Genomic DNA, 17,742 nt, shown 5'->3' with positions numbered 1-17,742 from the left:
GCTGGAGCCGGGGTGGGACGATTCAGAGGGGGCGTCGAGCAGCTGAAAACCCGGAAAGACGACGACGCTGATCGCGTGGGGCATGGGCTTGGCAGGAAAGGAGGACTATTTGTCCTTCCTGCCAAGCTGCCATCGTGGGATGGTTCGGTCAACTCCGGCAGAGAGGCGCGCCATGGAAAGGCCGTTTACTATCGTCTTCATCCTGTTCCCCCAGCTCACGCAGCTCGACTTCACGGGCCCGTTCGAGGTGTTGCAGCGCCTGCCCGGCGCGCGCCTGGTGGTGGCCTCCCGCGAGGGCGGCTCGCTGTCCGCCGACAGCGGCCTCACCTTCACCGGGCTCGCCCGCCTGTCCGACGTCACCGAAGCGGACGCCATCTGCGTGCCCGGGGGCTACGGCCTCACGGCGGCCCTCGGTGATCGGGAGCTCGTCGCGCATGTCCAGCGCCTCGGCCGCGCCGCGCGCTACGTCACCTCGGTGTGCACGGGCTCGTTGCTGCTCGCCGCCGCGGGCCTGCTCGACGGCAAACGCGCCACCTGCCACTGGGCGTTCCGGCCGCTGCTCGCCGAGCTCGGCATCCAGACCGAAGCGGCGCGCGTCGTGCGCGACGGCAACGTGATCACGGGCGGCGGCGTCACCGCCGGCATCGACTTCGCGCTCACCCTGGTGGCGGAGATCGCCGGCGCGGACGTCGCTCGTTCGATCCAGCTCAGCATCGAGTACGATCCGCAGCCTCCCTTCGGCGCCGGCTCCCCCGAGACCGCGCCCGCCGAGGTGCTCACCCGCGTCCGCGATCGCGCCCTGCTTCAATATCCCGAGCGCCGCGCCGCCCTGCTGGCCGCGCTCGCCCGACCGGTGTGACCGCGCTCCCGGGAGCCTCCTCCCTCTCCCTCCGGGAGACGATCGGGGAGGGGGGCTGGTCGTGAGCCCCCGCGAGCCCCTTGAGCCCGGCGACGCTCGCCTCCACGCTCAGGCCCACACCGCGCGGCCGCTGAGCGCAGCCGCTTTGCTCGGAGATGATCATGCCCCTCGAACGCCCTGCCCTGAACCCCAGCGATCTCGAGCCCCGCACCGGCTCGACGTACCCCGAGCCGCTTCGCGCGCGCGTCACGCCGCGCGAGAAGCGCGCGCTCGGCGACGCGCTCGGCCTGACGAAGATCGGCGTCAATCTCACCACGCTCTTCCCGGGCAAGGAGTCGGCGCTGCGGCACTACCACTCTCACGAGGACGAGCTCGTATTCGTGCTGGAGGGCGAGGTGGTGCTGCGCACGGACGACGGCGAGCAGGTGCTCACGGCGGGTCAGTGCGCGGGCTTTCCGGCCGGCGCGCGCAACGGGCATCACTTCGTCAACCGCAGCGCCGCGCCAGCGCGTTACCTCGAGATCAGCAACCGCGATCCCGAAGACAGCGCGGAGTACCCCGACGAGGATCTCGCCTTCCGCAAGGTGGGCGGCAAGTACGTCTACACGCGCAAGGACGGGACACCTTACTGAGTGGATGAGGTGGTGAATGACCACCGCGAGAGATGGGATCGGGTCCACGCCTAGATCTCCGGGTGCGGTCCGCCGTCGAGGACCAACACGTCGAGATCGCGGAGCTGCTCGCGGTCGCCCACGACGTCGATCCGGGCGATCTTCCCCTGCGCCAGCGTGAAGCGCAGCACCCGGAAGAGCCGCCCCTTCGGGGCCAAGACGATGCCCACCGTGCCGTCCACGAGGGCGGGGCGCGCAAACTTGGCGCCGCGCGCGGCGGGGATCGCCTGCTTGGCCCAGGCGCGCGCGCCGCGGACCTCGCCCCCGGCCGGGGGCTCGGCCGTGGCGTCGGCGTGGATCACGACGTCCGGATCGAGGATCGCCACGAGGGCGTCGAAGTCGCCGCCGCGCATGGCCGCGATGAAGGCGTCGACGACCTCGCGCTGGCGGCCGACGTCGGCGTCCGGAGACGGGGGCGCGCCCTGCACGCGACGGCGGGCGCGGCTCGCGAGCTGCCTCGCCGCAGCGGGGGAGCGGCCCACGATCGAGGCGATCTCCTCGAAGGGCACAGCGAACAGGTCGTGGAGCACGAACGCGAGCCGCTCGGCGGGGGTCAGCGTGTCGAGCACCACGAGCAGCGCGAGGCCGACGGAGTCGGCCAGCACCGCCTCGCGCTCGGGGTCGGTCCCGGCCTCGCGGTCCACGGCGGGGTCGGGCGCCGCCATCGGGTCCTCGCGCCGCGCTTTGCGCGAGCGCAGCATGTCGAGGCAGACCCGCGCCACGACCGTCGTCAGCCACCCGCCCAGGTTCTCGACGCCGCTCGTGTCGGCGCGGCTCAGGTGGAGCCAGGACTCCTGCACGGCGTCCTCCGCCTCGCTCAGGGAGCCGAGCATCCGGTACGCCACGGCCTGCAGATGGGCTCGGTGGGCCTCGAACCGCTCCGCCAGCCAACTATTTTCACCCATCGGTCACACTCCCTCGTCGTGCTTCGTCATGGCTGTGACGGACGAACCTTAGCCCATGTGACGGCGCGAACGGACGTTCAGCGCCCCGTCACGGTTGGCGAGCACACCCGAGCCCCTCGGGAGGAGCACGAACATGCTGAAAGCACGGATGAAGAACCCCGCGATGGTCATCCCCGACGTCATGCAGCCGATCTACGCCCTGATCGGCGCGGTGAAGAAGAGCGGCGTGCCGGCGCGGACGCTCGAGCTCGTCCACCTGCGGGCGAGCCAGATCAACGGGTGCGGCTTCTGCGTCGACATCGGCGCGCGCGAGATGAAGAAGGCGGGTGAGACCGACGAGCGCGTGTTCGCCGTGGCGGCCTGGCGCGAGACGCCCTATTTCACCGACGCGGAGCGCGCCGCGCTGGCGCTCGCCGAGGCCGCGACGCGGCTCAGCGACCGCGCGGACCCGGTGCCCGACGACGTCTGGGAGGAGGCCGCGAGGCATTACGACGAGCCGGCGCTCGCGGCGCTGACCCTGCAAATCGCGCTGACCAACCTCTTCAATCGGTTCAACGTCACCACGAGGCAGATCGCCGGCTCGGCGAGGCTCGACGCGCGCGCGGAGAACCGCTGACGAGGAGCGCGCGCCGGCAACCGCGGACGAGGCGAAGGTGTGGAGCCTGCGTCCTAAGAGCGACCAGAAGGGGCGCTCATGCCCCGGCGCGCGGTGAGCCATACGGCCCCGCCGGCGGCCAGAAGCGCAGCGGCGCCGAGGAGATAGAGCCGGCGCAGGGCGACCTGCGCCTTGTCGGGATCGAAATCGGTGAGCGAGCTCCGCGCGCCGCGCGGCAATACCCAGGCGTCGCTCCCGCCGCCGATCGCGCGCAGCGCGCGCCCGAGCGTCTTCTCGGGCGCCATCCGGCTCCGAACGTAGAGGATCCAGCGGCCCAGCGGCGTATGCCCCTTCGGCTTCTGCTCCATCGACGTGATGACGCGGCGGAGCTCCGCGGCCGTCTCGGCCGCGCTCCCCTCGCCCGGCAGGCGGGCCCATTCCCCGTGGCCCGGCAACACCCACGCGAACCTCAGCCAGCCGGCCTCGGCCGCCGCGAGCAGGTACCGCACCGAGCGGATCTGGCGCTCCCAGTCCTCCCAGCATTGCAATCGATGCGCCACGAGCTGACCCAGGAAGCGCGAGTAGCTCAGGTGATCGCCGGTGAACAGGAAGCGGCCTCGATAGAGGAGGCATAACGAGCCCGGCGTGTGCCCGGGCTGCGGCAATACCATGATCTCGGCCTCTTTGGCCGCCTCTCGCGAGAGCGGCTCCCCCTCGAGCGAGAGCGGGCCGAGCTCGTTCCCGAGCTTGATCTCCACGTCGCCGGTCGAGGGCATGTATTTGTTCTCACGGAGGAGCACGTCCGCGGCGCCGAGGATGCGGCGGCAACCCGGGAAGCGGCTGGCGAGCTCGGCGTGGTGGTGCGTATGATCCCGGTGCGTCAGGAAGAGCCACCGCACGCCGCCGTGCTCCGCGAGCCAGCGGAAGACCTCCTCGCTCGGCTTCGGGGGATCGATCAGCACCCCGCCTCCGTCGCGCTCGATGAAATAGGACACGGCGCCGAAGTTCTTGATGGATGGCTGTCCGATGACCCAGACACGATCCTCGATGGGCCGCGGAAAACCGCGCCAAGGTGACCCGAGATCGCCCCGGCGAACCTGCGCCGCGCCCGGCTTGAGCGTGATGGCGCCGAACGGGCACGCCGCGACCGCCGTCCGCGCCGCCATCAGCTCTTCCTTGCTCCGCGGATGCCGCAGCACACCCGTGAAGGCGCCCTCCTCGTAGGAGCCCGGCAGCACCGAGAGGCGGCGGCCTCCCCGGAGCTCGCTGGCCGGCACCACCTCGCCCAGGAGCTCCGGCGCGTAGTTCCGGCACGTGCCGGCGCCGCAGCACTTGCGCGTAACGAATAGCTCTCCCCACGCCTCAACCTGCATTTCGTCTTGCATCGCGGTACCTCGTGGATGGCAATCGCTGGTAGAGAAGCTCTCAGCCGAGCTCGGAGTTCTCCGTTTCTTCGCTGCCAGTCGTGGCAGTGTCAAGAATGACGGTAGCTTCTCCCGCTGCGCTTGACCAGGTAGCGGCGGGCGAATAGCCCGTTCGACCAGGCTGCACAATGTTCGACTTCGACGCGATCGCGACGTTCGTGGAGGTGGTGCAGCTCGGGAGCTTCAGCGCGGCGGCGAAAGCGCCGCGGCTGCCGCGTTCGACGGTCAGCCAGCGTGTGGCTCGCCTCGAGGCGTCGCTCGGCGTGAGACTCCTCGAGCGCACGCAGCCTGGCGCGAGGCGCCCTGTTTCACCGACGCGGAGCGCGCCGCGCTCGCGCTCGACGAGGCTCAGTGATCGCGGATCCAGTGCCCGATGACGTCTGGGAGGAGGCCGCGAGCATTACGACGAGCCAGCGCTCGCGGCGCTGACCCTTCACATCGCGCTGACCAACCTCTTCGATACGAACCGCTGGGGCTACGTCGCGACGCGGACGCCCGATGCGACGACCGCCGCGCTGGAGGACCGCCTGCCCCGCGCCTGCTGGGTCGAGATCAACCAGCTGCTCCATCGCCCCACCCGCCCGGGTCAGGCGCTGCGTCAATGGAACGGCTTGGGATTGCGCACGATCCACTTCATGCGCGTCCCGGGTGGGTGGTATTTGAGGATCATCGCTATCTGACGCGGGCGCGCCTCGGGGCGCCACGCCAGCCAGGCGACGTGCCCGCGCATCGGCTCGCAGCGAAGGATGAGGTGATCGTCCTCGTGACGATCCACGGTGCCCACGAAGGCGCCAACGCGGCCCGTTTTGTCGCCCCCGGGTTGATAGCTGTCGACGGTCTCCGTCGTCGTGTCGCAGGAGAGGAGCTCCTGATAGCCGAACACCACCTCGTGCTGAGACAGGTTGGTGAGCCGGATGAGGGCCTTGCCCTGCTCCCGGATCCGGCGCTCCTCCTGCTGGTTGGCCTCGACGCGGGCAGACTCTGCGAGGTGCTTCATCCGGGGCGTCATGGGGGCCACGAGGATGTCGCAGACGATGGGCAGGTGATCGCTGACGTACTTCCGGTAGATGTAGAAGGCCTGTGTCTTCGTGGGCAGCGCGCCGAGCGTGTCGCGCTGCGGATCCGTGGCGGGGAGATCGAAGTCTCCGAGGTTGTCCTCGATCCACGAGATCACGTCGACGACCGCGGCGTTGGCCACGTGCGCGCGCACGTCGTCGCCGCGAAGGAAGCAGTTGTCGTAGGCGCTGCTCGTGTACTCGGAGGTGACTGGATTCGTCTGCTTCCACTTGGACTGGCCGTGGATGCTGATGAGCGAGCTGGCCACGCCGCCGTCGATGAGCGGGACGAACCCTTTGCCCGTGAGATGCGCGTAGAGCTCGTTGGCGATCTGCTGCTGGCTGCTGGGCTTCGTCAAGCTCGGCGCCCAGTCCAGGTTGAAGTCGCCGATGACCATGACGTCGGGCTCGTCGCCGAGCTTCGACCCTTTTCCCACGCCTCCCTCGAGCAGCTCGCGCATGGCCGCGGCGCGCAGCTTGATGCCGTCGAGGTTGTCGGCCCCGAACGGGGCGTGGAACGCGACCAGGTACAGCTTGTGGCTCACGTCGCGGTAAGGCAGCCAGAGCTCGACCGGGAGGAGATAGGGACAGCGCCCGTAGAAGCCGACGCTCTGGTCTTGAAAACCGAGGAGCGGGCCCGACTTGATGACGAGCTTGCCGTGGGAATTGTCGTGCTCGTCGGGGGCCCGCATCAAGAGGCGCGCGGCGGCGGCCTTGACGGAGACGAGCTTGCCTTGCATCCACTGCCCCGTGGCGCTCGAGCCGATCACCTCCGTCTCTTGCCGGAGGAGGATCGAATAGCTCTCCTGGCAGGTGCAGCGGTAGAACGTGACCGCGTCGACCGCCTGGCGCAGGTTGGCGAGAGCGGTGGTGTAGGGGCCCCTCGGCTCACACTGGGCGCACGCGCCGGCGCCGAGATACTCGCCGCAGACGCAGCTCTTCAAGCGGAGGAAGAAGCGCCAGTTGGACATCGCCGTGACGCCGGAGAGGTCCTGGCCCCAGGGGACGACCCCCTCCGACCAGTCATTCTGGATGAAGTAGAGATCGTAGTAGTCGCGGAGAGGAGCGGCGCCTTCCTCGGCGAGCGCGGCCCGCCATGCCACGGAGGGAGCGCCGCCGTCCCCCACGCAAAGGCCCTTCAAGATCTTCGGGTGGAAGTTGTAGCTCGACGCGAACTTCGCGCGGTTGGCGTCCGGGATCCGAGCGTCGTCGTAGTGATGCGGGTCTTTCTGGAGCTTCGCGTCGCGCCTCTTCGTCAGCGACGCGAGGGTCTTCTCCTCTTTCTTCGTGAGCTTCCCGGTCCGCTCCTGCTCCATTTTCAGGAGCCGCTGCAGCCGCTCTTGCTCCTTGAGCGTGAGCCTCCCCTTCGTCGCGAGCTTCTTCGTGAGCCGGTCCTTCTGCCCCTGCTCCTTCTTCGGGAGCTTCCCCGCCTGTTGGCGTTTCTGCTCGATGGTGTTGATCCGGATGAGATCGCGGATGTCACGACAGAGCGGCACCATGAACGGGTCGTACACGGCGATGACCTTGGGTGGGAGCCAGCGCTTGCCGGTCATCTCGCTGACGTTCTGCGCGTAGGTGAGCGGCTCGCCGCCGTCGATGGGAGCGTCATCCTGCTCGTCGAGGAGGGCCTCCTGGAGGGTGGTGTCGTCCGGCTCGTCGTCGTCGTCCTCGTCGTCCTCGACGACGTCTTCTTCGTTGGCGATCTGCTTCCAGTCCGAGGTGCCGACGTGCCCGGTCTCGATGGCGTTCATGTTGACGTAGGAGTCGGCGCGGCTCTCGAGGAGGATGCAGGCGTCCGCGTCGAGGGCCTCGAGCACCCTGTTGATGACCTGGTTGACGAAGGGGGTCCCCAGGCTCTTGCCGGCCTCGAAGGTCTGCACGTTCCAGCTCACCACCGTGAAGACGGTGGGCGGGAGAGGCAGGTTGATCACCGTGGTGTGGTCGCTCGGATCCGAGAGGCTCCCGGCGCGATTCTCGAGCACGTTCAGCGCGGCGTCGTGGCAGGCCGCGATCCTGGCGCGGCGGCGCTCGAGCAGCTCGGCGATGGTCAGCGGATCGGCCATGGATCACCCTCGATCGTGCAGGTTCCACAGCGCGGCGCGGACGTTGTTGTCGATCGCGCCGGTGGGCGCTTGCTTCACCATCTGCTGGAAGCGCCGCAACACCGCGCTCGCCTGGTCATCCATGGTGCCATCGGTGCGGCCGCAGGGCATGCCCAGGTTGTGCAGCCGCTGCTGGACGCCGGCGTCGCTCCGGAGGGGCAGGAGCGTCTCGAGGCGGAGCTGGATCGGCCGCGGCAAGCCGTCGATCGTCACGCGCACCGCGCTGGTCGAGGCGGGCACCGCCACGTCGATGTAGCCGTTCACCGTGGGGCCGCTCAACGTGGGGAAATTCGGGATCTCGAGCAGATAACGGGCCATGTCGAGAGGCTCGAACGCGACCTCGATCCGGAGGCGGAGCCGGGACATGGTGCCTTTGCGCACCAGCACGTAATGATGGCCGGGGACGACGTCGATCTGCTTCGGGCGCCGCGGCGGCACGTGGAGCTTGTCGCCGGGGTGGAGCGTGTTCCGGCTCTCGCGGGCGCCGCGGAGCGGCGCGTTGGGCTCGTAGCCCCAGAGGATCTCGGGGAGGTGACCGAAGCGGAGCGCGAGCTTGTCAACGCCCTCACCGGGCTGCACCGTGTGCTCTCCGCCGCCGAGCTGCGCTTCCTCCGGCGGGCGCCAGTCCGGGGACAGGTTGCTCGTGATGTTCTGCTCGGGCAGCCCTTCGCTGATCATGACGTCCCACGCGTCCTGGTCGATGCCCACGAGGGTCAAGCCGTGCGTCACGCTGTCGAGCCCCTCGAAGCGCGCCGGGCCGAACGCGGAGCTTGGCAGGCGGTAGCGCGCCTGTCCTCTGGAGAGCTCGATGAGATGATCGCCGAGCGGGCGCACGCCCTCTCCGATACGCTCGACGACCGTGACCTCGAGCGCCTTCTTGGTGACCGGAGGGCACGGGGTCGTCGTGCCCTGGAGGGGCACGGTGCCAAAGCCGCCGGCCGAGGTGTTCGCCTGGAAGAACGCCTGCGAGGTGGGGCCGCCGGTGGAAGGGTTCATGTCGAGCCCGCGCGGGCCTGGGCGGTGGCCTTGAATTGCTGCTCGGTCACGCGATTCTGCTCCTCGAGCGAGAGGCGCCGTCCCACCTCGTTCACCGCGAGGCGGAGGCGATGGGAGGTGGACGCGATCGAGGCATCACGGAGCAGATCTCCGATCCAGGCGTGCTGCGGCGCCGCCTCGAACTCCCACCCCAGGACCGCGCCGATGTTGGCATAGAGGCACAGGTCCTGCGGACTCTCGAGCCCGAGGGCGGTGGCGCGCGCGACCGCGCCGCGCAGCGAGGCCTGGAGCGCCGACGGGGATTGCGCCTCCGCGACCGCCGGGAAATGGCGCCGGACATGGGCCTCCAGATCCCTCATGAAGCACGCCTCGCGCGCGGCGGCCAGGACCCGAAGCTGCTCCGCGCGAATCGTCAACATGCTGCGAAAGATACTACATGGTCGTTCCGGACGCCGGCAAGCCGAAAATGAGCCCGAGCGCTCGCGCTTCGGGGGCGCGAAACGCTGCAATGCGACGGAGATCGTGATGGATCGAGAGGACCGCTGTCGGACTGGCAGTGCGGGCAAGACATCCTGATCAGCCTCGTTGACGAGCGCCGCAGCATCCGCACGTACGGCACGGCCTCGTGATCTTCGAACGAGGTCTGGATGTCGGCCCACTGGATGCGCAGGTACAGGCCGGCGCGCGCCCGCGCGGAGCGCCGGTTGAGCGGCGCGGGAGGACAGATCAAGCAGGAACCTGCTCGGCCGCCGGGAAGCGCGGGGACGACCACTGCCTTGTCGCGCAGCAGAGGTCGCCCGAAAATCTCCCTGGAGGGAGGATCGCTGGTCGCATTCCGTCCTGCTCGACACTACGATGAGGCTCCGACAGCAGCGCCCCTGAAGGATGCGAGGGGGGCAATGATGGAGCTGCCGGATTACACGCTGGAAAAGGTAATCTACGACGGCAACGAGACACGGGTATGGCGCGCGGTCCATGTCCCCTCGGGGGCGCGCGTGGCAATCAAGATCCCCGTGGCCGAGGTGGCCAGTCCGCGCGTGATGGGGCGGCTGATCCACGAGCACCAGGTGCTCATGCAGCTCGCCGAGGTGCCCGGGGTGGCGCGCGCACGGGCGCTGGAGCAGCGGGGCGGCGCGGCGGCGCTGGTGCTCGAGGATCCTGGCCTCGGCTCGCTCGATCGCCTGCTCACCAGGCGGGGGCGCGTGCCGGTCGGGGCAGCGCTGCGGCTCGGCCGGCTCCTGTCACGGGTGCTCGAGGGGGTGCACGCCGCTGGCGTGATGCACAAGGACATCAAGCCGCAAAACGTGCTGGTGGACGAGGCGTGCGAGAGGGTCACGCTGCTCGACTTCGGCATCGCCTCGCTGCTGTCCCAGGAGGCGACCGAGGCGAGCATCCCCGAGGCGCTGGAGGGGACGCTCGTCTATATTTCCCCGGAGCAGACGGGGCGCACGGCGCGCGCGCTCGATACGCGCACGGACCTCTACTCGCTGGGGGTGACGCTCTTCGAGGTGACGTCGGGGCGGCTGCCGTTCACGGAGCGTGATCCGCTCTCGCTGGTGCACGCGCACCTGGCCAAGGACCCGCCTCCGCTCGACGCCGTCGCCCCGGAGGTGCCGAGGGCCGTGGCAGCCATCGTGGCGAAGCTCCTGGCCAAGGATCCCGAGCGGCGCTACCAGACGGCCCGCGGCGCGGCGGAGGATCTGGAGGAGGCCCTCCATCAATGGGACGAGCGGGGCACGGTGGAGCCGTTCGGCCTGGGAAGAAAGGACTTTTCACGCAAGCTCCGGTTGCCGCAGGTGCTCGTGGGGCGGGAGCGCGACGTCGAGCGGGTGGGCGAGTCCTTTGCGCGCGCCGCGCAGGGCATGACCGAGCTCCTGCTCGTCGGCGGCCCCTCGGGCATCGGCAAGACGGCGCTGGTGCGCACGGTCTACAGGGATATCGCGCAGGCGGGGCGCGGGCTCCTGATCGCGGGAAAGCACGATCAGCTCGCGCGGTCGACGCCTTACGCGGCGCTGGCGCAAGCGTTCGGGGCGCTGATGCGCCAATGGCTCTCCAGCTCGGAGGCGGTGCTCGAGGCCTGGCAGGAGCGGATCCGGCGCGAGGTGGGGGACAACGCGCGGCTCATCGCGGACGTGGTGCCGGAGCTCGACCTGGTCATGGGCAAGCTGCCGCCGGTGCCGCCGGTGGAGGGCGAACAGGTGCTCAACCGGCAGAAGCTCACGTGGCTGAATTTCGTGCGAGCCGTCACGGCGCCGAACCCGCCGCTGGTGATGTTCCTGGACGACATGCAATGGGCCGACAGCGCCACGCTGATCATCCTGCAGACCTTGCTGACGGACGTGGAGCGCAAATCGCTGCTGGTGATCGCGGCGTACCGCGACAACGAGACGCCGCCCGAGCACCCGCTGTGGAAGCTCGTGGAGGCGGTGGAAAAGAGCGACGCCAACGTCTCGCGGATGACGGTGGGCCCGCTGTCGGCAGAGCAGGTGCAAAAGTGGTGTTCGCGGACGCTGGAGAGCGAGCCCGCGCGGGTGGAGCCGCTGGCGCGCGTGCTCTCGCGCAAGACCCGCGGAAACCCCTTCTTCCTGGAGCAGCTGCTGCTCTCCCTGCACCGGCAGAGGCAGGTGGTGAGGGACCCGGAGACCGGGGCGTGGCGGTGGGAGCAATCGTCGCTGGAGAAGGCGGGTGTCACCGACAACGTGGTGGCGCTCCTGACGGGCAAGGTGCGTGAGATGCCCGAGCCGACGCAGCAGCTCCTGGGGCTCGCGGCGTGCGCAGGCCACACGTTCCACCTGCACGACCTGGAGCGGCTCAGCGGGTGGGAGCGCGCCCGCGTGACGGGGGCGTTATGGCCGGCGCTGGACACAGAGCTGGTGGTGCCGGTCGATGGGGCCTACCGCCCCGCGCAGGCGCTCGGGGTCATCGGCGCAGCGGCGATGGACGCGGCCTACCGGTTCCTGCACGACCGCGTGCAGCAGGCGAGTTATGAGCGGATCTCGCCGGAGCAACGGGTGCTCGCGCACCTCGAGATCGGCCGTCGGCTAGAGGCGCGTCATCGCGCCGAGGGGGGGACGGCCCAGCAATTCCTGGAGCTCGTGCGGCACCTGAACCTGGGCGCGGCGCGGCTCGAGTCCGTGGAGGAGCGCAAGGAGCTCGCGCGGCTGAATTTGGAGGCCGCGCGCGCCGCGAAGGCGGCGAGCTCGTACCGGTTGATGACCCACCTGCTGGACAGCGCCCAGGCGCTCCTCGGCGAGCGGGCCTGGGAGCAGGAGCGCGCGCTGTCGGCGGAGATCGGGCTCGAGCGCCTGGAGGCCGCCTATCTGCTGCGGGAGTTCGACGACGTCGAGGCGCGCGCGCTCGCCTTGCTGGACAGGCCCCTGCCGGAGGTCGCCTGGCTCTCGGCGCAGGAGATCCGCACGCGCTGCTGCGTCGCCACGGGCCAGTACTCGCGGGGAATCGGGCTCGGGATGGCCGCCCTCGCGAAGCAGGGCATCACGTTCCCCGACACGGATGAGGCGTGCCAGGCCGCGCTCCTGCGAGAGTCCACCGCGCTGGATCGATGGCTCGATCGCGAGCCGGACGGGTTTGATCGAATGCAGGTCGATCCGTCGCTGGAGCACCGGCTCATCGATGCCCTGATGACGCAGGCGCAGCTCTGCGCGATCTACGGCGGCCGGCCGATGCTGTATTCGCTCGTCATCGCCCGCATCGTGTCCGAGGCGATACGGCGGGACGCGCTGACGCCCGCCGCCACCCTCATGATCTGCAGCTTCGCCAACGCGTGGTCGGTGGCGACGGGCATGTATCGCCGCACCATGCGCTGGCTCACGCCTGGGGTGCGCGCCGCAGAGCGCGTGGGCTCCGCGATGCTGCCCGAGTGCCTCGCGCTCAAGGGGATCTACCTCGGCCACTCGAGGCCCATCGATGAAGCGTCCCCCGTGTATGAGCAAGCCATCGCGGCCGGCCTGAAGATCGGGTCGTTTCAAGGCACGAGCTGGGGGCTCTTGTGCGACTTGCTCTACTACCGGCTGTGGCGCGGCCTGCCGCTCGGCCAGGTCGATGTGCAGCACAAGGCGCGCTGGGAGCTGGTGCAGCGCGCAGGGGACGCCGTCGGGCGACACCACTTCGAGCTGGTCGCGTCCTTTTGCGATGTCTTGATGTCTCCTGACGGCGCCAAGCGCCTCCTGGAGGAGGAGCCGTTGCCGCGAGGTTCTCGCTCCCTCCTGGCCGACGGGGACAGGTACACCGGAGGGTTCGCTCGCACCCTGGAAGGGTATCTGTTCTGCGCCGTCGGCAAGTGGGAGCGGGCGCTGTCGAGGATGCGGGAGGCGGAGCAATTCCAGGCGGACCTCCTCGGGATTCCTATGGTGACAGACATCGCGCTCTTTCTCGCGCTCGCGGCGGCGAAGCGCTGGCCCGACGCCGTCACGGACGAGGAACGGGCGCGGCTGCGGCAGCACATCGAGCACAGCCTCGCGCGATTGCGCTACTTCACCGAAGGCTGCGAGGCCAATTTCCTCCACAAGCTGCGCCTCGGCGAGGCCGAATACGCCCGCGTCCTGGGCAAGCGCGATGAGGCAGCGGTCAGATACGACGAGGCCATCGAGCTGGCCCGCGAGCACCGCTTCCTGCACATCGAGGCCCTGGCGGCCCAGCTCGCCGCCGAGTCTCGGCTGGAGGAGGGCAAGGGCCACGTCGGGGCGATGTACCTGCGAGAGGCGCGCGACGCTTACGCGCGCTGGGGTGCTGACGCGGTGGTCGCCCATCTGGGCGCGAGGTATCCCGCCGTGCTCAAGGCGTCCATGCACGGGTCGGCCTCCGAGCGCACGACCGTGACGGCGACCACCACGACCACGGGCGGGTCCACGGGCGCGCATTTCGACGTGAAGACCGCGGTGCGCGCGGCGCAGGCGCTCTCGGGCGAGCTCGACCCGGGGCGCGTGGTGGGCCGGCTCATGGAGCTCACGCTGGAGAACGCGGGGGCGCAGCGCGGCGCTTTGGTGCTCAGCGAAGGGGAGGCGCTCTCGGTCGTCGCTCGTTTATGGGTGGAGGGGACCCGCATCGAGGCGGGCCTGTCGGAGCCTCTCGGACAGAGCCACGACGTGCCGGTGGCGGTGGTGCAATATGCGGCCCGCACGGGCGAGCCGGTGGTGACGGGCGACGCGCGGTCCGACGCGCGCTTCGCCGGCGACCCGTACCTGGCATTGCACGCGGTGCTCTCGCTGCTGGCGCTGCCCTTGACGCATCGAGGCCACGTCGTGGGCGTGCTGTACCTGGAGCACCGCGACGTGCCGTCGGCGTTCCCTCCGGCGCGCGTGGAGCTCCTGTCGGTGCTCGCCTCGCAGGCGGCGATCGCCGTCGAGAACGCCGTGCTGTACCGGGACCAGGAGGTCAAGATCCAGGAGCGGACGGCGGAGCTGCGGATCGCCAAGGAGGCGGCCGACCGCGCCAATCGCGCGAAGAGCGATTTCCTCTCGAGCATGAGCCACGAGCTGCGCACGCCCCTCAATGGCATCCTGGGCTACGCCCAGTTCCTCATGCGAGCGCCCGAGCTCTCGCCGAAGAGCCGCGAAGGGGTGCAGATCGTGAAGAAATCGGGCGAGCACCTGCTGGCGTTGCTCAACGACCTCCTGGACCTGGCGAAGATCGAGGCGGGCAAGATGGAGCTCGTCCCCCGGAGGTTCGACTTTCCCTCTTTCGTGCACAACGTGGTGGATCTCTGCGGCGTGCGCGCCGAACAGAGGGGCATCGCCTTCACTTACGAGGTGCGGGGCCCGGCGCTCGCCGCCGTGCACGCCGACGAGAAGCGCTTGACGCAGGTGCTCCTGAACCTGCTCGGCAACGCCATCAAGTTCACCGAGCGCGGCGCGGTCACCCTGCTCGTCGACGTGCTGGACGACGGCGGAGGTGGTCCGCGCGACGTGCGCTTCCGGATCGAGGACACGGGCACCGGCATCGCCCCCGAGCACCTCGCGCGCATCTTCGAGCCCTTCGAGCAGGTGGGAGACCAGCGGGTGAAGAGCGAGGGCACGGGGCTCGGCCTCGCCATCAGCAAGAGGATCGTCGAGCAGCTGGGCGGGACCATCCATGTCGAGAGCGAGCTCGGCAAAGGCAGCGCGTTCACCGTGACGCTCACGCTGGCCGAGGCGCCCTCTTCCGCGGCCGCCGACGAGGCCCCGGCGTGGGCCACGATCACCGGGTATCGCGGCGAGCGCCGCAAGATCCTCGTCGTGGACGACAACCCCGGCAACCGCGCTTTGTTCTGCGATCTGCTGGTCCCCATCGGCTTCGATCTCGTCGAGGCCGACGGCGGCGAATCCGCGCTGCGGCTCGCCCTGGAGCACAGGCCGGCGCTGATCCTGATGGACCTGGCCATGCCAGGCCTGGACGGCTATGAGACCACGCGCCGCCTTCGGCAGATGCCCGAGCTCGACGGGGCGGTGATCCTGGCCTCGTCGGCGAACGTCACCGCCGCCGAACGGCCGAAGGGGGCCCACGCCGGCTGGGACGACTTCTTGCCGAAGCCGGTGCATGCCAGCCTGCTCTTCGAGAAGATCGCCCGTTTTCTGCGCGTGGAATGGACGCATGAACCGGTGAACGCCCCCGCCGCCGCGGTGGTCAAGGGGGATGACGCGCTGGCGCCGCCCTCGGCCGAACAGCTATCGCTGCTGTCGCGGCTCGTGGCGTCGGGCCGTATCCGGAAGGTGCTGGCGGAGGCGGAGCGGATGCAGCAAGTCGAGCCGCGACTCGGCCCCTGGCTCGATCAGCTCCAGACGCTGGCGCGGACGTACCAGATGCGGAAGCTGCAGGAGTTCGTCGAGGAGCACGCCGCGGCAGGCCAGGTGGTGGCCGACGGTCGGCGATCATGAGCAGAGCCTCCGCGCCCGGCGCTCGTGAGCCCACGATCCTCATCGTGGACGACATGCCCACGAACCTGGCCCTGCTGGTGGATCATCTGGAATCCGCCGGTCATCAGGCGCTCGCCGCCGAGGACGCGGAGGCGGCCCTGAAGCGAGCCAGCCTCATGAAACCCGACCTGATCCTGCTGGACGTGGTGATGCCTGGGATCGACGGGTTCGAGACCTGCCGGCGCCTGAAGGCGGCCGAGGGCACCCGAGACATCCCGGTGATATTCATGACCTGCCTCGGAGAAGTGGCGGACAAGCTCGTGGGGTTCGAGGCGGGGGGCGTCGATTACATCACCAAACCGTTCGAGATAGAAGAGGTGCTCGCGCGGATCAGGACGCATTTGAGCTTGCGCGAGGCGCAAAAGGAGCTCGAGGCGAAGAACGCGCAGCTCCTGCGCGCTCACCAGGAGCTCGAGCAACGGGTGCGAGAGCGCACGGCCGAGCTGGCGAGCTCGAACGCCGCCCTCGAGGCGGAGAACGCCGAGCGCCGGCGCGCGGAGCTCGCTTTGCGCGAGAGCCAGCACTTGCTTCAGGCCATCATCGACAACTCCACGGCGGTCATCTTCGTCAAGGACCTCGAAGGACGGTATTTGATGATCAACCGCCGCTACGAAGAGCTGTTTCATGTGACCGCGCAGTGGATTGCCGGCAAGACCGACTATGATTTGTTCCCCGCGGAGTGCGCCGACGCGCTTCGCGCTTTCGACCGGCGGGTGGTGGCGGCCGGGGGGCCGCTGGAGATAGAAGAGAGCGTGCCCCAGGGCGATGGGCTCCACACGTACATCGCGATCAAGTGTCCGCTCTTCGACGAGTCGGGCCGGGCGTATGCGGTCTGCGGGATCTCCACGGACATCAGCGATCGAAAGCGGACCGAGGCGGAGCGGGAGATGCTCCTCTCTCGCGAGCAGGCGGCGCGGGCGGAGCTCGAGCGCACCGGGCGGCTGAAGGATGAGTTCCTGGCGCTGTTGAGCCACGAGCTGCGGACGCCGCTCACCGCGATCCTCGGCTGGTCGCAGCTGCTCCGCCTGCGCGGTCCGTCGGATGAAATCCTGGGCCGGGCGCTCGGGACGATCGAGCGGAACGCGCGGGCGCAATCCAAGCTCGTGGACGATCTCCTGGACATGTCGCGCATCATCGGCGGGCGGCTGAGCCTCGACGTGGAGGTGGTCGATCTGACCGAGATGCTCGAAACGCTGCTGGAATCGGCGGAGCCTGCGGCGAAGGCGAAGGGGATCCGCCTCGAGCTCAGCGTCGAGTCGGCCGGGGAACAGGTCATGGGGGACCCGAATCGCCTCCAGCAGATCGTGTGGAATCTGGTCAGCAACGCGATGAAGTTCACGCGGCAAGGCGGGCAGGTGAAGGTATCGCTGCGCCGCGAGGGGACGTACGCGCGCCTCGCGGTGAGCGACACGGGGATCGGCATCGCGCCGGAGTTCTTGCCGTACGTATTCGAGCAATTCCGGCAAGCGGACGCCTCGACCACGCGCGAGTACGGCGGGCTGGGTCTGGGTCTCTCGATCGTGCAGCACCTGGTGGAGCTGCACGGGGGGACGGTGGAGGCGAGCAGCGCGGGGAAGGATCAGGGGGCGAGCTTCACGGTGAAGCTGCCGCTTTCGGCCAAGCACGCCGAGGCGCTGGCCGGAGGAGAGCCGCCGCCGATGCCGCAGCGCCGGCCGCCACGGCACCGCGCCGGGGAGCTCTTGAGCCTGAAGGGGGTGCGGGTGCTTGTGGTGGACGACGAGCCGGACACGCGAGAGCTGCTCCTGCGGATACTGGCCGAGTGCCAGGCGGAGGTGCGGACGGCGGGTTCGGTCGTGGAGGCGCTGGCGGAGCTGGAGCGGCACCAGCCGACGGTCCTGGTGAGCGACATCGGTATGCCGCACGAGGGCGGGTATGAGCTGATCCGGAAGGTGCGGCAGTTGCCGGAGGAGCGCGGAGGGAGCGTGCCGGCGCTGGCGTTGACCGCCTTTGCGCGCGCCGAGGATCGCGCGCGGGCGCTCATGGCCGGATACCAGATGCATGTGGCCAAGCCGGTGAAGCCACCGGATCTGGTGGCACACGTGGCGACCCTGGCCGGGCGAATCCACGGCGGGGCGAGATGAGGATCGACGCCGCCTGCTCCGATCCGTTCGCCGCGCACGCGGGGCTCGGCGCGCTCCGCGATCAGCTTCATGCCCGCACATTGTGGACCGGCTGCACCCGGGTTGGAGAGCACGGCGGCGCCGTG

The 17,742-nt window shown here is 69.5% G+C and carries 10 protein-coding genes and 2 pseudogenes; 7 read left to right on the top strand and 5 right to left on the bottom strand.

Annotated features, from left to right (window positions below; all coding sequences use genetic code 11):
* Positions 1–172: 172 nt before the first annotated feature.
* Both WMF34_RS34705 and WMF34_RS34700 read left to right on the top strand, forming a co-directional pair.
* Positions 173–859: a DJ-1/PfpI family protein gene (locus tag WMF34_RS34705; RefSeq protein ID WP_437994685.1), complete on the top strand. Its 687-nt coding sequence runs from the start codon at positions 173–175 to the stop codon at positions 857–859.
* Positions 860–1,020: 161 nt separating this feature from the next.
* Positions 1,021–1,491 carry a cupin domain-containing protein gene (locus WMF34_RS34700; protein WP_012239443.1) on the top strand — a complete coding sequence of 157 codons (471 nt, stop codon included), beginning with the start codon at positions 1,021–1,023 and terminating at the stop codon, positions 1,489–1,491.
* A gap of 50 nt (positions 1,492–1,541) precedes the next feature.
* On the opposite strand, the gene WMF34_RS34695 is transcribed toward WMF34_RS34700, so the two are convergent.
* On the bottom strand, positions 1,542–2,435 hold the full coding sequence (locus WMF34_RS34695; RefSeq protein WP_012239442.1) for a sigma-70 family RNA polymerase sigma factor: 894 nt from the start codon (positions 2,433–2,435) through the stop codon (positions 1,542–1,544).
* Positions 2,436–2,571: 136 nt separating this feature from the next.
* Between WMF34_RS34695 and WMF34_RS34690 the strand changes: the two genes are divergently transcribed.
* Positions 2,572–3,051, top strand: coding sequence for a carboxymuconolactone decarboxylase family protein (locus tag WMF34_RS34690; RefSeq protein WP_044969807.1), 480 nt, complete (start codon positions 2,572–2,574; stop codon positions 3,049–3,051).
* A 53-nt stretch (positions 3,052–3,104) separates the two neighbouring features.
* On the opposite strand, the gene WMF34_RS34685 is transcribed toward WMF34_RS34690, so the two are convergent.
* Positions 3,105–4,415 carry an MBL fold metallo-hydrolase gene (locus tag WMF34_RS34685; RefSeq protein ID WP_437990520.1) on the bottom strand — a complete coding sequence of 437 codons (1,311 nt, stop codon included), beginning with the start codon at positions 4,413–4,415 and terminating at the stop codon, positions 3,105–3,107.
* Positions 4,416–4,582: 167 nt separating this feature from the next.
* Here WMF34_RS34685 and WMF34_RS34680 point away from each other — a divergent pair.
* A pseudogene (locus tag WMF34_RS34680) lies at positions 4,583–4,714 on the top strand (helix-turn-helix domain-containing protein); the annotation flags it as partial.
* A 23-nt stretch (positions 4,715–4,737) separates the two neighbouring features.
* A pseudogene (locus tag WMF34_RS34675) lies at positions 4,738–4,915 on the top strand (carboxymuconolactone decarboxylase family protein); the annotation flags it as partial.
* 137 nt (positions 4,916–5,052) lie between these two features.
* Here WMF34_RS34675 and WMF34_RS34670 read toward each other — a convergent pair.
* From WMF34_RS34670 to WMF34_RS34660, 3 genes are read right to left on the bottom strand one after another with little or no spacing between them, the layout of a single operon-like run.
* Positions 5,053–7,572 carry a hypothetical protein gene (locus WMF34_RS34670; protein WP_437990519.1) on the bottom strand — a complete coding sequence of 840 codons (2,520 nt, stop codon included), beginning with the start codon at positions 7,570–7,572 and terminating at the stop codon, positions 5,053–5,055.
* A 3-nt stretch (positions 7,573–7,575) separates the two neighbouring features.
* Positions 7,576–8,607: a peptidoglycan-binding domain-containing protein gene (locus WMF34_RS34665; RefSeq protein ID WP_012239437.1), complete on the bottom strand. Its 1,032-nt coding sequence runs from the start codon at positions 8,605–8,607 to the stop codon at positions 7,576–7,578.
* The gene (locus tag WMF34_RS34660; protein WP_044966516.1) at positions 8,604–9,026 is read right to left on the bottom strand and encodes a hypothetical protein; all 423 of its coding nucleotides are present in this window, start codon (positions 9,024–9,026) and stop codon (positions 8,604–8,606) included. The genes WMF34_RS34665 and WMF34_RS34660 overlap by 4 nt, the downstream gene beginning before the upstream one ends.
* Positions 9,027–9,506: 480 nt before the next feature.
* Between WMF34_RS34660 and WMF34_RS34655 the strand changes: the two genes are divergently transcribed.
* Positions 9,507–15,476 carry an AAA family ATPase gene (locus WMF34_RS34655; RefSeq protein ID WP_437990518.1) on the top strand — a complete coding sequence of 1,990 codons (5,970 nt, stop codon included), beginning with the start codon at positions 9,507–9,509 and terminating at the stop codon, positions 15,474–15,476.
* A complete protein-coding gene (locus WMF34_RS34650) occupies positions 15,473–17,617 on the top strand; it encodes a response regulator (protein WP_437990517.1) in 2,145 nt (714 codons plus the stop codon). Before WMF34_RS34655 ends, WMF34_RS34650 begins: the two co-directional genes overlap by 4 nt.
* The last annotated feature ends 125 nt before the right edge of the window (positions 17,618–17,742 follow it).

It is taken from the genome of Sorangium sp. So ce145 (genome assembly GCF_051525985.1).
Classification (GTDB): Bacteria; Myxococcota_A; Polyangia; order Polyangiales; family Polyangiaceae; genus Sorangium; species Sorangium cellulosum_B.
The sequence above is the reverse complement of the archived record's forward strand: the minus strand, read 5'-3'. Positions and strand labels throughout refer to the sequence as shown.

Coding starts and splice junctions, on each gene's coding strand:
- WMF34_RS34670 (WP_437990519.1), bottom strand. CDS start 7,572: ATGGCCGATCCGCTGACCATCGCCGAGCTGCTCGAGCGCCGCCGCGCC.
- WMF34_RS34655 (WP_437990518.1), top strand. CDS start 9,507: ATGATGGAGCTGCCGGATTACACGCTGGAAAAGGTAATCTACGACGGC.
- WMF34_RS34660 (WP_044966516.1), bottom strand. CDS start 9,026: ATGTTGACGATTCGCGCGGAGCAGCTTCGGGTCCTGGCCGCCGCGCGC.
- WMF34_RS34705 (WP_437994685.1), top strand. CDS start 173: ATGGAAAGGCCGTTTACTATCGTCTTCATCCTGTTCCCCCAGCTCACG.
- WMF34_RS34695 (WP_012239442.1), bottom strand. CDS start 2,435: ATGGGTGAAAATAGTTGGCTGGCGGAGCGGTTCGAGGCCCACCGAGCC.
- WMF34_RS34650 (WP_437990517.1), top strand. CDS start 15,473: ATGAGCAGAGCCTCCGCGCCCGGCGCTCGTGAGCCCACGATCCTCATC.
- WMF34_RS34700 (WP_012239443.1), top strand. CDS start 1,021: ATGCCCCTCGAACGCCCTGCCCTGAACCCCAGCGATCTCGAGCCCCGC.
- WMF34_RS34665 (WP_012239437.1), bottom strand. CDS start 8,607: ATGAACCCTTCCACCGGCGGCCCCACCTCGCAGGCGTTCTTCCAGGCG.
- WMF34_RS34685 (WP_437990520.1), bottom strand. CDS start 4,415: ATGCAAGACGAAATGCAGGTTGAGGCGTGGGGAGAGCTATTCGTTACG.